16 protein-coding genes are annotated in these 13,755 nt (G+C 46.7%); 9 read left to right on the top strand and 7 right to left on the bottom strand.

Annotation, left to right across the window (positions count from 1 at the left end; translation table 11 throughout):
- The first annotated feature begins 3 nt into the window (after window positions 1-3).
- Genes LSG34_RS00315 through LSG34_RS00300 form a run of 4 tightly spaced genes read left to right on the top strand, consistent with a single transcriptional unit; the run spans window position 4 to window position 2,425 of the window.
- Window positions 4-357, top strand: coding sequence for an ArsC family reductase (locus tag LSG34_RS00315; RefSeq protein ID WP_233006818.1), 354 nt, complete (start codon window positions 4-6; stop codon window positions 355-357).
- Window positions 354-1,487: a succinyl-diaminopimelate desuccinylase gene (dapE, locus tag LSG34_RS00310; protein ID WP_233006817.1), complete on the top strand. Its 1,134-nt coding sequence runs from the start codon at window positions 354-356 to the stop codon at window positions 1,485-1,487. The genes LSG34_RS00315 and dapE overlap by 4 nt, the downstream gene beginning before the upstream one ends.
- Window positions 1,484-2,158, top strand: a complete 675-nt coding sequence (locus tag LSG34_RS00305; protein ID WP_233006816.1) for a M15 family metallopeptidase — start codon at window positions 1,484-1,486, stop codon at window positions 2,156-2,158. Before dapE ends, LSG34_RS00305 begins: the two co-directional genes overlap by 4 nt.
- 3 nt (window positions 2,159-2,161) lie before the next feature.
- A complete protein-coding gene (locus tag LSG34_RS00300; protein WP_233006815.1) occupies window positions 2,162-2,425 on the top strand; it encodes a hypothetical protein in 264 nt (87 codons plus the stop codon).
- Window positions 2,426-2,456: 31 nt separating this feature from the next.
- Here the strand turns inward: LSG34_RS00300 and yejK are convergent, their stop codons facing one another.
- On the bottom strand, window positions 2,457-3,491 hold the full coding sequence (gene yejK, locus LSG34_RS00295; RefSeq protein ID WP_127021906.1) for a nucleoid-associated protein YejK: 1,035 nt from the start codon (window positions 3,489-3,491) through the stop codon (window positions 2,457-2,459).
- Window positions 3,492-3,562: 71 nt separating this feature from the next.
- On the opposite strand from yejK, the gene LSG34_RS00290 reads away from it, so the two are divergent.
- Window positions 3,563-3,787, top strand: a complete 225-nt coding sequence (locus tag LSG34_RS00290) for a YejL family protein (protein WP_127021904.1) — start codon at window positions 3,563-3,565, stop codon at window positions 3,785-3,787.
- 4 nt (window positions 3,788-3,791) lie between these two features.
- Complete coding sequence (locus LSG34_RS00285; protein WP_233006814.1) at window positions 3,792-5,297, top strand: DUF3413 domain-containing protein; 1,506 nt, start codon at window positions 3,792-3,794, stop codon at window positions 5,295-5,297.
- Window positions 5,298-5,349: 52 nt separating this feature from the next.
- On the opposite strand, the gene LSG34_RS00280 is transcribed toward LSG34_RS00285, so the two are convergent.
- Together LSG34_RS00280 and LSG34_RS00275 are read right to left on the bottom strand one after the other, a co-directional pair.
- Window positions 5,350-5,649, bottom strand: a complete 300-nt coding sequence (locus LSG34_RS00280) for a hypothetical protein (protein ID WP_233006813.1) — start codon at window positions 5,647-5,649, stop codon at window positions 5,350-5,352.
- Window positions 5,649-6,017: a thiol-disulfide oxidoreductase DCC family protein gene (locus LSG34_RS00275; RefSeq protein WP_233006812.1), complete on the bottom strand. Its 369-nt coding sequence runs from the start codon at window positions 6,015-6,017 to the stop codon at window positions 5,649-5,651. The genes LSG34_RS00280 and LSG34_RS00275 overlap by 1 nt, the downstream gene beginning before the upstream one ends.
- Window positions 6,018-6,169: 152 nt before the next feature.
- Here LSG34_RS00275 and LSG34_RS00270 point away from each other — a divergent pair, with 152 nt between their 5' ends.
- From LSG34_RS00270 to LSG34_RS00260, 3 genes are all read left to right on the top strand, one after another.
- On the top strand, window positions 6,170-6,370 hold the full coding sequence (locus tag LSG34_RS00270) for a DUF2061 domain-containing protein (RefSeq protein ID WP_127684533.1): 201 nt from the start codon (window positions 6,170-6,172) through the stop codon (window positions 6,368-6,370).
- Window positions 6,371-6,460: 90 nt separating this feature from the next.
- Window positions 6,461-7,027 carry a YaeQ family protein gene (locus LSG34_RS00265; RefSeq protein WP_233006811.1) on the top strand — a complete coding sequence of 189 codons (567 nt, stop codon included), beginning with the start codon at window positions 6,461-6,463 and terminating at the stop codon, window positions 7,025-7,027.
- Window positions 7,028-7,031: 4 nt separating this feature from the next.
- Window positions 7,032-7,865 (top strand): CvfB family protein, encoded by an 834-nt coding sequence (locus LSG34_RS00260; RefSeq protein ID WP_233006810.1) that lies wholly within the window; start codon window positions 7,032-7,034, stop codon window positions 7,863-7,865.
- A 116-nt stretch (window positions 7,866-7,981) separates the two neighbouring features.
- On the opposite strand, the gene LSG34_RS00255 is transcribed toward LSG34_RS00260, so the two are convergent.
- The 4 genes from LSG34_RS00255 to LSG34_RS00240 all read right to left on the bottom strand — a co-directional run bounded on the left by LSG34_RS00255 (window position 7,982) and on the right by LSG34_RS00240 (window position 13,693).
- Window positions 7,982-10,381, bottom strand: a complete 2,400-nt coding sequence (locus LSG34_RS00255) for an EAL domain-containing protein (protein WP_233006809.1) — start codon at window positions 10,379-10,381, stop codon at window positions 7,982-7,984.
- Between the two features lie 65 nt (window positions 10,382-10,446).
- On the bottom strand, window positions 10,447-11,691 hold the full coding sequence (locus tag LSG34_RS00250) for an SAM-dependent methyltransferase (RefSeq protein ID WP_233006808.1): 1,245 nt from the start codon (window positions 11,689-11,691) through the stop codon (window positions 10,447-10,449).
- Window positions 11,688-12,443 carry a DUF1365 domain-containing protein gene (locus LSG34_RS00245; protein ID WP_233006807.1) on the bottom strand — a complete coding sequence of 252 codons (756 nt, stop codon included), beginning with the start codon at window positions 12,441-12,443 and terminating at the stop codon, window positions 11,688-11,690. The genes LSG34_RS00250 and LSG34_RS00245 overlap by 4 nt, the downstream gene beginning before the upstream one ends.
- On the bottom strand, window positions 12,440-13,693 hold the full coding sequence (locus LSG34_RS00240) for an NAD(P)/FAD-dependent oxidoreductase (RefSeq protein ID WP_233006806.1): 1,254 nt from the start codon (window positions 13,691-13,693) through the stop codon (window positions 12,440-12,442). Before LSG34_RS00240 ends, LSG34_RS00245 begins: the two co-directional genes overlap by 4 nt.
- Window positions 13,694-13,755: the final 62 nt, after the last annotated feature.

The following is a 13,755-nucleotide window of genomic DNA, read 5'->3' as shown; positions in this document are numbered from 1 at the left end:
TTTATGACCCGCATTTATGGCATTAAAAATTGTGACACGATAAAAAAAGCCCGCAAATACCTGGAACAACAGCAACTGCCCCATCAGTATATTGATTACCGTCAGGACGGCATCACTGCAGAACTCTTAGCAGAATTTATGCAGCAACTTAGCTGGCAAGAATTGCTCAATACCAAAGGCACCACCTACAGAGCTTTGCCGGATGCAGACAAACAAGACATGAATGCAGACAAAGCAGTACAGTTGATGCTGGCGCAACCTGCGATGATCAAAAGACCCGTGCTTGAGCACAATGGTAAGTTTTATCTTGGTTTTTCAGAACAACAGTATCAGACATTATTTGGACTTTCCGCATGAGCACAGCCGTACTTGACCTGACCAAAGATTTAATCAGCCGCCAGTCGGTGACGCCTGAAGACGCCGGTTGTCAGCAACTGATGGCAAAACGTCTCGAGGCTTTGGGTTTTACTATCGAGTCGATGTTTTTTGAAGACACCTTAAATTTATGGGCTCGCAGAGGTCAGGGTAAACCCTTGTTTTGTTTCGCAGGTCATACCGATGTGGTGCCAACAGGCCCGCTGGATCAATGGACCAGCCCACCTTTTGAGCCAGAAATTCGTGATGGCATGCTCTACGGCCGCGGTACTGCGGATATGAAAGGCAGTCTGGCGGCTATGGTGGTGGCAACAGAGCGCTTTTTAGCGACCAATCCAACACTTACAGGCGACATTGCCTTTTTAATTACCAGCGATGAGGAAGGCCCTTTTATTAATGGCACCAAACGAGTCATTGAAGTACTGGAAAGCCGTCAGGAAAAAATCAAATGGTGTTTAGTGGGTGAACCATCCAGCACTAAAAGTCTCGGTGATGTGATTAAAAATGGCCGTCGTGGTTCTTTAACAGGTTATCTGACCGTCAAAGGGGTTCAGGGTCATGTGGCTTACCCACATCTGGTGGATAATCCTATTCACAAAGCAGCTCCTGCGTTAGCCGAATTAGCCCAAACGGTCTGGGATCAGGGCAATGCGTTTTTCCCTGCCACCAGTTTTCAGATTTCGAATATTCATGCAGGTACTGGCGCCACCAATGTGGTGCCAGGTGATGTGCAGCTAACCTTTAACTTCCGTTACAGCACTGAAGTCACAGCTGAACAATTGCAACAACGGGTACTGGCGATTTTAGAAAAACATGGACTGAACTACAGCATCGACTGGATCCTCAATGGTCTGCCGTTTCTAACCGACAGTGGTGAACTGGTGGCAGCTGCTGTGCATGCAGTGCAACAAGTCAAAGGTTATGCGCCATCACTGGAGACGACTGGTGGTACATCAGATGGTCGTTTTATTGCACCTACAGGTGCTCAGGTGCTGGAATTAGGACCTTGTAATGGCACCATTCATAAAATTAACGAATGTGTGGCAGTGGCCGATTTAGAGCCTCTAGCTGATATGTATCAACATATATTGCAGCAACTGGTCGCAAAATGAGTGTCGCCAAGCTTCTGACAGGTTTTGATGAAACTGCTCTGGTTGAACTGGAGCAGCGGCATCGTTTATTGCCGGACGTCAAAGCTGCTTATCAGCAGATGCAACAGGCCGCTGCTGCCGATGGTATCGAATTGGCCCTTGTCTCGTCGTATCGTTCTTTTGCTCAGCAGGCACGGATTTGGACAGCGAAGTACACAGGCCAGCGTCCTGTCTATAACAAGGCGCAACAGCAAGTTGATATAAGTCAGTTAGATGGCTTTGCTAAAATTGAAGCGATATTACTCTATTCTGCTTTGCCAGGTGCCAGCCGCCATCATTGGGGCACGGATCTGGATGTCTTTGACAAAGCCCCTGTAGCAGCAGATTATCAGGTGCAGTTACTGGATGCAGAGTATCAACTAGGCGGGCCTTTTTACGCTTTGGATCAATGGCTGCATCAGCATGCATCAGGCTTTGGCTTTTTCCGGCCTTATCAACGCGATCAGGGTGGCGTGGCAAAAGAAGCCTGGCATTTAAGTTACCGTCCTTTGGCAGAAGACTATTTAAACGCCTTTGACGAGACTATGCTGGCTGATGCCATCACTCAAAGTGAATTACCGGATAAACCCCTGCTGCTTGAACATATACCACTGATTTATCAGCGTTATGTTTGCAACATTTGTAAGGACTAAAAAATGACAGTTACCCTCTGGTGGACGCTTCTTATTATTGCTGGTCTTGTACTGGCTAATCTGTGGCTGATGCGCCGTAACAAAAAGCGTCTGCAGGAAAAGCCTAAAAGAGAAGTAGGACAGAAAAAAACCGCTGAAGGTGGTGTTACCGGAACTATAGTGGCGGGTAGCGGCACGGATGGCAGCCGGATTAAACAAGTGGATACCGACCACCACCACAGTTCATCAGACGGCGGATCTGATGGCGGTGGCAGTAGCGGTGATTAAGGTTTAGTGATTCGCTGTGCTCCGCAGCGTTTTAGCCTTTGTTATCAAAGCTGGAAAAACCTTTTAAGAAACGTTGCAGCTGATCTTTTAAGTTCGGCGGCACGCCCTGAATAATCAGCAAATCTTTGTCCATATCGTAGCGGATGCGTTCGCCTAAATGCTTTTGTTCAAAGCTGATACTGACACCACCACCAGCGCCTGAGAACTTCACCAGCGTTTTTAACTCTTTGACATCCACAGGGAACTGCTCTGGCACTTCGATATTTTGCTCTGCACAGTAATCGGTAAAAGCACGGGCATCGCTGCTGTCGATGGTGGCCGACAATTCCTGCAAATGCACATCCAAACCTTGTTTAGTTTGCTCTTCACAGTATTCATAGACTTGTTTACGCACTGCCGACTTTTCGCTGGCATCGTAATCAGAGGCCGACAAATACTCTTCGACAGAAGCCAGCACCACTTTGCTTTGCTCTTTGGCGACCATGCCTTCAGCACAGCCTAAGAAGTCGAGGAAAAAGTCGGCGACTTTACGCCCTGCCCGGCCACGGATAAAGGAAATGTATTTGTTTTGCTCCGGGCTGGTTTGGTATTCGGTTAAATCGATACGGGCTGCCAGTTGCATCCGAGCTATGTCCAGGTGCTGATCGGTGGAAAGTAATAACTCCGGCGTCACACTGAAGTGATCTTTGCTGCCTAATAAAGTCACCAGTACATACTCCGTAGCCAGATAACGATAGTGGCACAACATAAAATAGCCGGTTTCCTGAATTTGATGCTGCACCAGCTGCACCACAAGCTGGCTAGTGGCTTGTTCTGCCAGTTGTAAAAAGCTGCGCTCCTGCGCTTGCCACTGCGCTAAAGGCAGCGCCATTCTGTCCTGTAAATCATCAGAAAAGGTGGCATAACCTTTGGCAGGTTTGCCGTTGTAGGCCAGGTGCAATTGTTCAATTAAATGCGCTACAGATTGGGAAACCGGCACCAACTCCTGACGAAATTGCGCCTGCAACTGCTCACTTTCAGTACTTTCGATAAAATTTATTGCCAGATGCAACACATCAACGGACATATATTTTCCTGTTCTCAGCTAATTCTGCTAGTATTCCCCGCTGTTCCATTTTATTTCGAGCAGAGACCTTCATGCCTATTGTATCAAAGTATTCGACCGACCAAATTGAAAAGATCGTTAACACTCTGCTGGAGCAATTACGCTCTGAAGATGCGACTACAGAATTGAGCCTGATGTGTTTAGGTAATACTATCAGTCATATCATTAACACCAGTGTTCCAGCAGCTCAGCGTATGGATGTGGTGACTCATTTTGGTCAGGCGCTCAAAGACGCCGTCAACAGCAAGAAACAATAACTCTATGGTGCTGGAACAAAACCTGTCATTGGTCAATAAAGTAAACCGCCTGCTGAACTGGGGTCATTGGTTTACTTTTTTTAATATACTGCTGGCACTGGTGATCACCGCAGCTTACTGGTGGGCTGAACCTCTGCCACAAAGCATCACTGGCTGGTTTTATTTGCTGACCAACTGGCTGGGCCACACCGCCTTTTTATGTTTCTTGTTTTTTATTCTGACTATATTCCCTGTCACTCTGATTTTTCCGTACCAGCGCCATGTACGCGGTATAGCGGCCACTTTAGCAACTATTGGCCTGGTTGCACTGATCTTTGATGCCTATGTCTATCAGGCGCTTGGCTACCATGTCGGCAGCGCATCGAGCGAACAGACCATTGATTTATTGCGCCAACAAGTCGTCACTAACCTGCGTAATTTTATTCTGATCACCACTGTGGTTTCAGCCTTGCTGCTGGCGATAGAGCTGACCCTGAGTAATTTTTGTTGGAAAAAAGTGCCACGTTTGCAAGCCTCTGGCGTAGGCCAACCGGCACTTTATCTGTTTTTGGGCTGCTTTGTTGCCAGCCACACTTTGCATATCTGGGCTGATGCACAGCTGGATTTGGATGTGATGAAACAAGACAATGTGCTGCCTTTTACTTATCCGGCCACTGCCAATACCTTTTTGGCTAAATACAATGTGCTGGATTTATCCCGTTTAAAAGAAACCAAAGCAGAGCAGTTGCAACGCCCAACCAACTGGCGTGAGCCTGAAGCTTTGCAATGTGTCAGTCAGCAGTCCGAATCAGTCACTGTATTGATCCTGCCAGCCTTGTCTGCAGCTGATATTGCGCTTTTGGAGCAGAAAAAGTTTAAAGCCCATCAGCAACACTTTGCCCCCATAGACACTCAAAGTGCGTTGCTGAACTTACTTTATGGCAGTATGCAGCTAAATAAAGACATGGTAACCGCTTTGCAACAGGCTCCGGCCTGGATGGAACAGCTACCTGCCGGACAACTGAGTATCAGTGCCAGCGATGCGGAATTTCAAAAGCTACTGCCCTGGTTATCCTTATCGGAAAATGCAGCCGTGCCAGTGAAAGTGAAATTCAGTCGTGATTTAAGCGCAGAGTTAGCTGTAAGCAGCACGGACAATCTGCTGGTGTTAACGCAACAAGCAGCACAATCCCAGTTTGATCTGGCACCTGCGCCGCTTTACAGCAGCTGGCCAGCGTTAAATCGCGCGCTATCTAATACAGTGACCCAACATCTGGATTTGATCCCTACTCTGCTTGCTCAGATTGGCTGTCACAGCAACTGGCCAGGGGATAACTGGTTTAAGCCTTCCACTTATCCGAAACTGAATTTATTGCCTCACCAGATGGTGAGCTTTAAAAAAGATAAAATGATTCTGGTGCGTGACGATGGCAGTTATGGCGTCTGGTCAGCTGGTACCTTAGTGCCACTGAATGAAAAGCTGGATATCCCACAACTGACCGATGCATTAAAACGGGTGCAGCAACAGTAGCTACTCAACTAATCTTTAAAAAACCACCGCGAGGTGGTTTTTTTCACTGTTTTTATTGCAAACTTTTTGGTGCCTTGATTAATCGGTCACGCTTACCCTGCAATTCCAGCTCAGCCAGATGAAACAAGTTGGTAAAAACCAAAGCTGGCGCTTCCCGCTGAAAAGTCTCCACAAAGGCAATGCTCGCTTCGGCAATCAGCTGATTGACCTTTTGATCATACAAAGAATAGCCATCATAACTGTAGGGTTCGTTCAATTCAGCCAACTGGTGCTGCTTTTGCTTACGCATAAACCAGTTGATTAAAAACTCGTACTCTTTGACATCCAAAAGTTCACGACAATCTAACCCCATCAGGGTTTCTCCTGTTTTTGCACCCAACGCTGTAGTTGCGGCCTTATCTTCAAAAAGAAGCTATACAGCCTATCAGCGCACCAGGTGACGGGCTGTACCTTGAGTAAGAGTCCAAGCATACGCCAATAGGCAAACTGCGACCAGAGCATAGCAAAAGCGGCAGCGCCTTTGTAATAGACCTGACCGTTTACCCGCACGTGCATACGAGCCAGCGCGCTGCATCTGTCAAGCTCCGGTGGCAGCTGTGCATGTACATCCGTTAAATCCAGCCAGATAATAGGCACCCTACTTTTCAGTGCACGAAAGTAATTAATTTCGCGCTGGCACAAAGGGCAACCGCCATCATAAAAAACTTCCAGTGAATTCATTGTATGCTCCTGTTAGCTCACACAATACGTTTGCATATCACTTCAGGATCGGCTGAACATAAAAAACGATAGCGGCGATTGGATTAATTCGTTTTCGGTGAATAACACAGCAGGCTAAGCTCATTCCACATTAAGGCATCTGGAGCCACATCATGTTAAAAACTATGACTTTTGCCGTACTACATTTTAGCGTTGCTTTTAGCGTCACCTATTTATTAACCGGAGATCTGCTGGTGGGTGGTTTAGTGGCGACCATAGAGCCTGCCATCAATACGGTCGCTTACTTTTTCCATGAGAAAGCGTGGAACCGTATAGCACTGCGGCAAAAGCAGCATCATCAACTCCAAGCCTGAATCACTCCATCTCAGGCTATTCACACAAGCTGCATTATTCCGACGAACAAGGTACACTAGCGCCCTTTTGATTTGTTCCGCGGATTTGTTATGGCCTTAAAGGCAACCATTTTTAAAGCAAGCCTTGCTGTGGCCGACATGTCGCGCCATCATTATCAGGACTATAACCTGACGTTAGCCCAGCACCCTTCTGAAACCACAGAGCGTATGATGTTACGTCTGCTGGCTTTTGCTTTGTGTGCCCATGAAGATTTAACCTTCGGTAAAGGTATTTCCGACGACGATGAAGGGGCTTTGTACCGTCAAAATCTGACAGGTGACTTTCAGTTGTGGATTGAGCTGGGTTTACCGGAAGAGAAACGTTTACGTCGCGCCAGTCATAAAACAGAGCAGCTGTTGTTAATCGCTTATGGTGGTACTGCAGTGGATAAATGGTACATCTCTGAGCAAAAAGCGCTGAGTCAGTTGAAAAACCTGACCATAGTGGCTGTATCTCCAGCTGACACAGCAGAGCTGGCAAAATTATGCGACCGCACTATGCAGTTACAATGCACCATTAATGAAGGCCAGATCTGGTTTGGTAATGCAGCCCAGAGCGTACAGGTCCAACTACAGTTTATTCAACAGTCAAACCCAGCTTTGCTGGCATCGGAGTAATCACATGACCCAACTCGCCTTAGGCAAACTAAACAAACTGGCGGTAAAAAAACAGGTCGAATTTGGCGTGTACTTAGATGGCTTAAGCTGGGGTGATATTTTATTACCTAAACGTTATGTACCTGCCGGAACTGAAATTGGTACTGTGCTTGAAGTATTGCTGTATCTGGACTCTGAAGATCAGCTGATTGCCACCACAGAAAAACCTTATGTGATGGTTGGTCAGGTGGCGCAGCTCAAAGCCGTGGCTATCACTAAAGTAGGTGCCTTTTTAAACTGGGGTCTGAAAAAAGACCTGCTGGTGCCTTTTAGCGAACAACAAATTCCAATGCAGCTGGATAAATATTATCTGGTGTACTGTTATGTCGATAAAAGTAACCGCATTGTCGCATCAGCCAAACTGGACAGATACATAGGCAAAGACACACCGAATTACCAACCAGGTGATGAAGTGCAGTTTTATGTCGCCTCACAAACCGACCTCGGCTACAAAGTGGTAGTGGATCATCAGCACTGGGGTTTATTGTATAAAAATCAGGTCTTTAAACCTCTGCGCATCGGCTACAAAGGCACAGCTTATGTACAGAAAATGCGTGATGATTTCCGTATCGATTTAATGCTGGATAAACCTGGTTATGAAAAAGCCCAGGCTTTTACTGATGTGATTTTAGAGCGCTTAAAACACAAAGGTGGCAGCTTGCCGATATCGGATAAAAGCACACCGGAGCAAATTTACGGTGAGTTTGGTGTCAGCAAAAAAATGTTCAAACAAGCCATTGGCGCTTTATACAAAGCGGGCAAAATAGTCATCGAAGCAGAAGCAATTCGCCTGGTTTGATGTGGCCCGTTTGTAATCGGATTTTAACCGGATACGGGCGGGGATAAACCCAATAGAGATTTGTTTGGAATTCGAGACGGGCGGGTACAAGACCCGCCCCTACATAGGCGTATTATTTAACGTAACCACTTGACTGCATCGGCTGCTGGAAGAGCCTTAGCAAACCAATAGCCTTGTCCGGCGTCACAGCCCAATTCTTTCAACAATTGTCGTTGTAAACTGGTTTCCACTCCTTCTGCCACGACCTTTAAATTCAGCGTTTTTGCCAGAGCTATCACCGTATTGACCACAGGATTGTCCTGAATACGGGGTTTCATATTGGCGATAAAAGAGCGGTCAATTTTCAGCACATCCAGTTTAAACTCGTTCAGGTAGCTTAAACTGGAATAACCTGTACCAAAGTCATCCAGCAGCACCTTCACTCCATGCTGGCGCAGCTGTTTTAAGCACAAACGCGCTTGCTCAATATTTTCAATCAACGCACGCTCGGTGATCTCAATCGCCAGGTAACGAGCCGGTACATCCGCTTCTGCCAGTTTCTGGATCACAGCGGCAGCAAAGTCAGGTTCAGAAAATGCCAGACCTGACACATTGACACTGACATAAAACGGCATAGCGTAATTTTGCCGCCACAGCCGGATCTGCTCAATACTCTGTCGCAAGACATAATGATCGATAAGTCCTATCAGACCATTTTTCTCAGCATAAGGAATAAACTCATCTGGTGTGATAGCGCCACGGCTTTGATGAGTCCAGCGGATAAGCGCTTCAAAACCTATAGTATCGTCCGTATCCAAACTGATAATAGGCTGATAATGCAGCATAAAATGCTGTTTTGCCAAAGCGGCTTTGATTTCCAGACCTAATCTGAACTCCTGACTTTCCTCCACTTTCATATCAGAGGAATAAATTCGGTAGACTCCACGCCCATCTTGTTTGGCCTGATACATAGCGATATCAGCACGGCGAATCAGCTCATCAGCCGACTGCAATTGATCCTCAGAACTGGCCAGCGCTATACCAATACTGCAGGACGTCAGCAGCATATGATCACCGACCAGCAAGGGCTGCTGCAGCGCCTGAATAATACGCTGTGCTACATCCGTTACATCGGCAAGGCTGGCAACATCTTCCAGCACCACGGCAAATTCGTCGCCGCCTAAACGGGCTAGCGTATCGGTCTGGCGCATACAGAGTTTCAGCACCCGCCCTACCTGAATAAGAAAGGCGTCGCCGACCTGATGGCCTAGCGTATCATTCACGGTTTTAAAGCGGTCTAAATCTAAATACATCACGGCCAGATGATTAGCAGGAAAACGTTGCATACGTTTAAAGGCCTGGCCAATTCGGTCCATCAATAAACTGCGGTTTGGCAAAGCGGTCAGAGCATCATGCAATGCCTGATGCTGTAAACGTTTTTCGGAAAACACCCGTTCCAGCGCATTGGATATATGCTGGGAGACAAAGATCATCAGCTCAAGGTCACGTTCACTGTACTGAATATTGGCGACATAACTTTGCACCACTACCACACCACGGACAGTATCACTGGACTGGAAAGGCACACCGAGCCAGGATTCAGGCTCAGAGCCATAAGTACGCACTTGATGCTCGCGGTCAAAATCGGCCATTTGCTGACGACAAATAAGCAGCGGCTGTTTAGAGCGAAACACATGGCCTGTCAGGCTATGTTCCAATACGTCAGAGCCGTAGACCTGATTGGGGTCTATTTCGTCTTCAGTGTCAGCGAAATAAGGGAACTGCAAGGTTTGAGTTTCATCATCAAACAGCGCAATAAAGAAATTCGGTGCATAAATCAGCGAGTTAACAATTTGATGCAGTCGCTTGTAGAAGCTGGAAAAATCGTTGGCAAAATAAGAGAAAGAGGCTATTTCGTACAGAGCTTTTTGTAGTCGCTCGGCATATTCAAGTTTACTGACCGATGATTCCAGAGTGTCCAGCATCTGCGACTTTCGAAGTTTGCTGGCCAGAATAGAGGCGACCACTTCCAGAATTTGCTGATGTTCAACACTGAAGTAATTAATTTGCGAATGCTCACAGTCAAGCACTCCCAGCAGCTCATCGCCATCCAGAATAGGCACAACCAGTTCAGATAAACTCGGCACTAAATCGGCCAGATAATGGGGATCATCTCTGGTATCAGAGACCAATACAGATTGTTTGATGCTGGCCGCATAACCGACCAGACCATCCCCAACTTTCAGTTCAGAAATGCCTAAATGCGAGGGTAAATCACGGGTGCCGGTAGCTGCTTTACGCACCAGCGTCTCGCCGTCAGCTGCCAGTATAAAGATGGCACAATCGACAAAACCTAAGCCTGCCACGACATGTTTCGCAGCATAATTAAGAATGTCATCCGCGCCCGTCAACTCATGCAGATCAATGGCAAACTGATTAATTAAGCTTAGTCTGGCATTTTCTTGCTGTAACTGCTGGAGTTGAGCGTGAAGGACACTGATATCAGTTTGGGGCTGGGAAGTGGTCACGGTCGTCATACAGACTCTACTACATTAATCCGTAGAAAGTTATAAACGACCGTGCTTTATTAAGCAACGAAAAGTTAAATTTTGTTCCTGTTCATAGGTTTGGTGAACACTAAATGTACTGCGCTGGTCGCTCTTTCCAAAAAGCCACCTTCGCAGTAACACAGGTAAAAATGCCAAAGTCGGATAAACTGATCGTCATAACCCAGCTGGTGCAATTTATCCCGTGACGCCATAAAGTTATGACACCAATCCTGCAAAGTGCGGGCATAATCCAGGCCTATATCCTGCACCTGACGCAGCACTAAATCCGTGTAATCAGCTACCGCATTGCTCATGCGCTGAATGGACGGCAAGCAACCACCAGGAAAGATGTAACGCTTTATAAAGTCGACTTCTTTGACGTAGTGACTGTAACGTTGGTCGGCAATAGTAATAGCCTGCAATACCATCAGACCATCTTCTTTCAGTAAACTTGAGCATTTCGCAAAGTATTGATCCAAGAACTCATCACCGACGGCTTCTATCATCTCTATAGAGACAAGCTTGTCATAAGTACCTGTTAAATCACGGTAATCCTGAAATAACAATGTGATTTGTGACTCCAGCCCCGCTTCGCGGATTTTTTCTGCCGCATAGTCGTGTTGTTCACGCGAAATAGTGGTTGTAGTCACCTTACAGCCGTAATTACGGGCGGCAAATATCGCCATGCTGCCCCAGCCTGTACCAATTTCTATCAGATGATCTGTTGGCTTTAACTGCAGCTTATCGCAAATAGATTTAAGTTTATTCAACTGCGCCTGTTCCAGTGTGCAGCTGTCCGTTTCATACACTGCGCTGGAGTACATCATGCTTGGGTCTAAAAACAGCTGATACATGGCATTACCTAAATCGTAATGCGCAGAAATGTTTTTGCGTGATTGCTCTTTGGTATTGCGATTACGCCAGTCCAGCAGTTTTAGCGCAGGTTTACTTAAACGCGCCCATGCCGATTCCAGTTTATCCAGCAGCGATGAGTTACGGGCCAGCAACTGCACCAGCACTGTTAAATTATCGCAGCGCCACTGACCGAGAATATAAGACTCACCAGCCCCTACTGAGCCCGCGAACATCATTTTTTGATAAAAATCCGGATCCAGTACAGTCAGCGTACATTGCAACTCGCCCTTGGCATCGCCCAGCAGCGTTTTTTCCTGACCTTCAACTAATAAAATGGCGCCATAATGCAACTGACTTAAATGGTTCAGCACCAGTTTACGACAGGTTTTATCAAACCAGCGTAAATTTTGAAAAGGACATTGTTCGGTGATCAAAACCGTCATCTTGGTGTTTCCTTTGACTTAGGGTGGCCATACACAGGCACTGCTTTAACCAGCAGTTTGATTGCATGCCAATAAATTCGTGTCATCACTTGTACGTTTTGCCATGGACGGCGGATCAGTAAACTCTTTAGCTCCTGCAGGCTAAATGGCTGTAAGGCTAAACGGAACCAGGCACTAAATACCTTCTGCTCTGCTTTAAAATTAGTAATAGCTAATTCCAGTTGAGCTGAATTTGCCACAACAGTCCAGTGGTATTGCATATCCATTGGATTAAAAGGTGACACATGAAACGCTTTGTCATGCTGGTAATGCGATTTTTCCGCGCTATCCACTGGCACCAAATAATAATGCCGCTCATTCCATGGTGTATTGCTGACTTCAGCCAATAAAGCGACAGGCTCCTTTGCCTCGTTAAAGCAGTAATACAAAGTCAAAGGACTAAAATAATAACCCCAGTTCGCCAGCGGGCTCATCATGCAGACTTTCGCCACAGGTTCGTTAAAACCTAAGTCCCGCACTTTCTGTGTTACTGCTCGGGTTAAATCTTCTGCGCCAGGCAAATAATCAGCACGACGATAACTGCAGGCCGCAAAACGCGCTTTTGACCATAACCAGCCTTTGGCCGGAATATGGTCAAGCTCGTCCAGGTCAAGCCAGAAGTAATGCACCTGATAGTCAAAACCATGCACTTTGGGCAAGTAGCGTTTATGCCCTACTTCACCTGTTAATAACGCATGACCTGATGGGATCAAAATTCCACTCCCATGGCTCTGGCTATATCCACAGCACTTCGTACGCCATCTTCATGAAAACCGTTATACCAGTAAGCACCACAGAACCAGCTGTTATTAACGCCATTAATTTCACTGCGGCGCAGCTGGGCAGCAATAGTGCAGTGGTTAAACACCGGATGGTCATACTGAAAACGTTTTAAAATCTTGTTCTGATCAATGGCGTGACTGTGATTCAGCGTCACCACAAAAGTCACCGGAGCTTCGATGCCCTGCAGAATATTCATGTTGTAACTCAAAGTCGCATGACTGGATGCAGCATTGGTCAGATGATAGTTCCAGGCCGCCCATGCCGCTTTACGTTTAGGTAAAATGCGCTGGTCGGTATGTAATATCACTTCGTTTTGCTGATAAGCAATGCCGCCCAGAATTTGTCGCTCTGCTTCGCTAGGGTCTTTTAACAAGGCCAACGCCTGATCGCTATGGCACGCAAAGACCACCTGATCAAAGGACTCAATGCGGCCATCGGTAAATTCCAGCCTAACGCCCTCAGCATTTCGTGTTACAGATTTCACGGGACTATTGAGTTTTACCTGGGCAGGATTGAGCGTATTGAATAAAGCGCGCACGTATTCTCGTGAGCCGCCTTTAATCACCGACCACTGCGGCCGGTCCGCTACATTCAGCAAGCCATGATTTTTGAAAAACTGCAGGAAAAAACGCAGAGGAAAAGAAGGCATATCGGCAAGGCCAGAGGACCAAATGGCGGCGCCCATAGGTAATAAGTAGTCATTGCGAAGCTCGGGGCCTAAGTTATGTTTGGCCAGAAACTCATCGATCAGTAAATCCAGATCCGGATGGTTTTGCTCCAGCAACTCCTTACCCAGTTTATTAAATTTGACAATATCCAGCAGCATACGCCAGAACGAAGGGCGAAACAGGTTGCGGCGCTGGGCAAATAAAGTCGCCAGAGTGTGGCCATTGTATTCCAGCCCTGTATCGGCTTTTTTCACCGAAAAACTCATTTGGGTATGCTGTGACTCCACCTTCAGTTCGTCTAAAAACTTATTAAACAGCGGATAAGTCCAGTTATTAAATACAATAAAGCCTGTATCTATAGCGTACTCTTTGCCTTCCACAGTCACATCTACAGTTGCTGTGTGGCCACCAAGGTAAGAACCGGCTTCAAATAAAGTGACTTCATGCTGGCGCTGCAACAAATACCAGCTGATCATGCCGGAAATACCGCCACCTACTACTGCAATTTTCATTTCTACCCTTCCTACTTAAAGCCGCAGCTTCGTTGACTGCGCTCACTCGCCCCGGTCACATA

The organism is Rheinheimera faecalis (genome assembly GCF_021290965.1).
GTDB lineage: Bacteria > Pseudomonadota > Gammaproteobacteria > Enterobacterales > Alteromonadaceae > Pararheinheimera > Pararheinheimera faecalis.
This window is presented reverse-complemented; position numbering and strand designations above follow the sequence as displayed.

Coding starts and splice junctions, on each gene's coding strand:
- LSG34_RS00260 (WP_233006810.1), top strand. CDS start 7,032: ATGACCCAACTCGCCTTAGGCAAACTAAACAAACTGGCGGTAAAAAAA.
- LSG34_RS00255 (WP_233006809.1), bottom strand. CDS start 10,381: ATGACGACCGTGACCACTTCCCAGCCCCAAACTGATATCAGTGTCCTT.
- LSG34_RS00285 (WP_233006814.1), top strand. CDS start 3,792: ATGGTGCTGGAACAAAACCTGTCATTGGTCAATAAAGTAAACCGCCTG.
- LSG34_RS00315 (WP_233006818.1), top strand. CDS start 4: ATGACCCGCATTTATGGCATTAAAAATTGTGACACGATAAAAAAAGCC.
- LSG34_RS00305 (WP_233006816.1), top strand. CDS start 1,484: ATGAGTGTCGCCAAGCTTCTGACAGGTTTTGATGAAACTGCTCTGGTT.
- dapE (WP_233006817.1), top strand. CDS start 354: ATGAGCACAGCCGTACTTGACCTGACCAAAGATTTAATCAGCCGCCAG.
- LSG34_RS00300 (WP_233006815.1), top strand. CDS start 2,162: ATGACAGTTACCCTCTGGTGGACGCTTCTTATTATTGCTGGTCTTGTA.
- LSG34_RS00250 (WP_233006808.1), bottom strand. CDS start 11,691: ATGACGGTTTTGATCACCGAACAATGTCCTTTTCAAAATTTACGCTGG.
- yejK (WP_127021906.1), bottom strand. CDS start 3,491: ATGTCCGTTGATGTGTTGCATCTGGCAATAAATTTTATCGAAAGTACT.
- LSG34_RS00275 (WP_233006812.1), bottom strand. CDS start 6,017: ATGAATTCACTGGAAGTTTTTTATGATGGCGGTTGCCCTTTGTGCCAG.
- LSG34_RS00280 (WP_233006813.1), bottom strand. CDS start 5,649: ATGGGGTTAGATTGTCGTGAACTTTTGGATGTCAAAGAGTACGAGTTT.
- LSG34_RS00270 (WP_127684533.1), top strand. CDS start 6,170: ATGTTAAAAACTATGACTTTTGCCGTACTACATTTTAGCGTTGCTTTT.
- LSG34_RS00290 (WP_127021904.1), top strand. CDS start 3,563: ATGCCTATTGTATCAAAGTATTCGACCGACCAAATTGAAAAGATCGTT.
- LSG34_RS00265 (WP_233006811.1), top strand. CDS start 6,461: ATGGCCTTAAAGGCAACCATTTTTAAAGCAAGCCTTGCTGTGGCCGAC.
- LSG34_RS00240 (WP_233006806.1), bottom strand. CDS start 13,693: ATGAAAATTGCAGTAGTAGGTGGCGGTATTTCCGGCATGATCAGCTGG.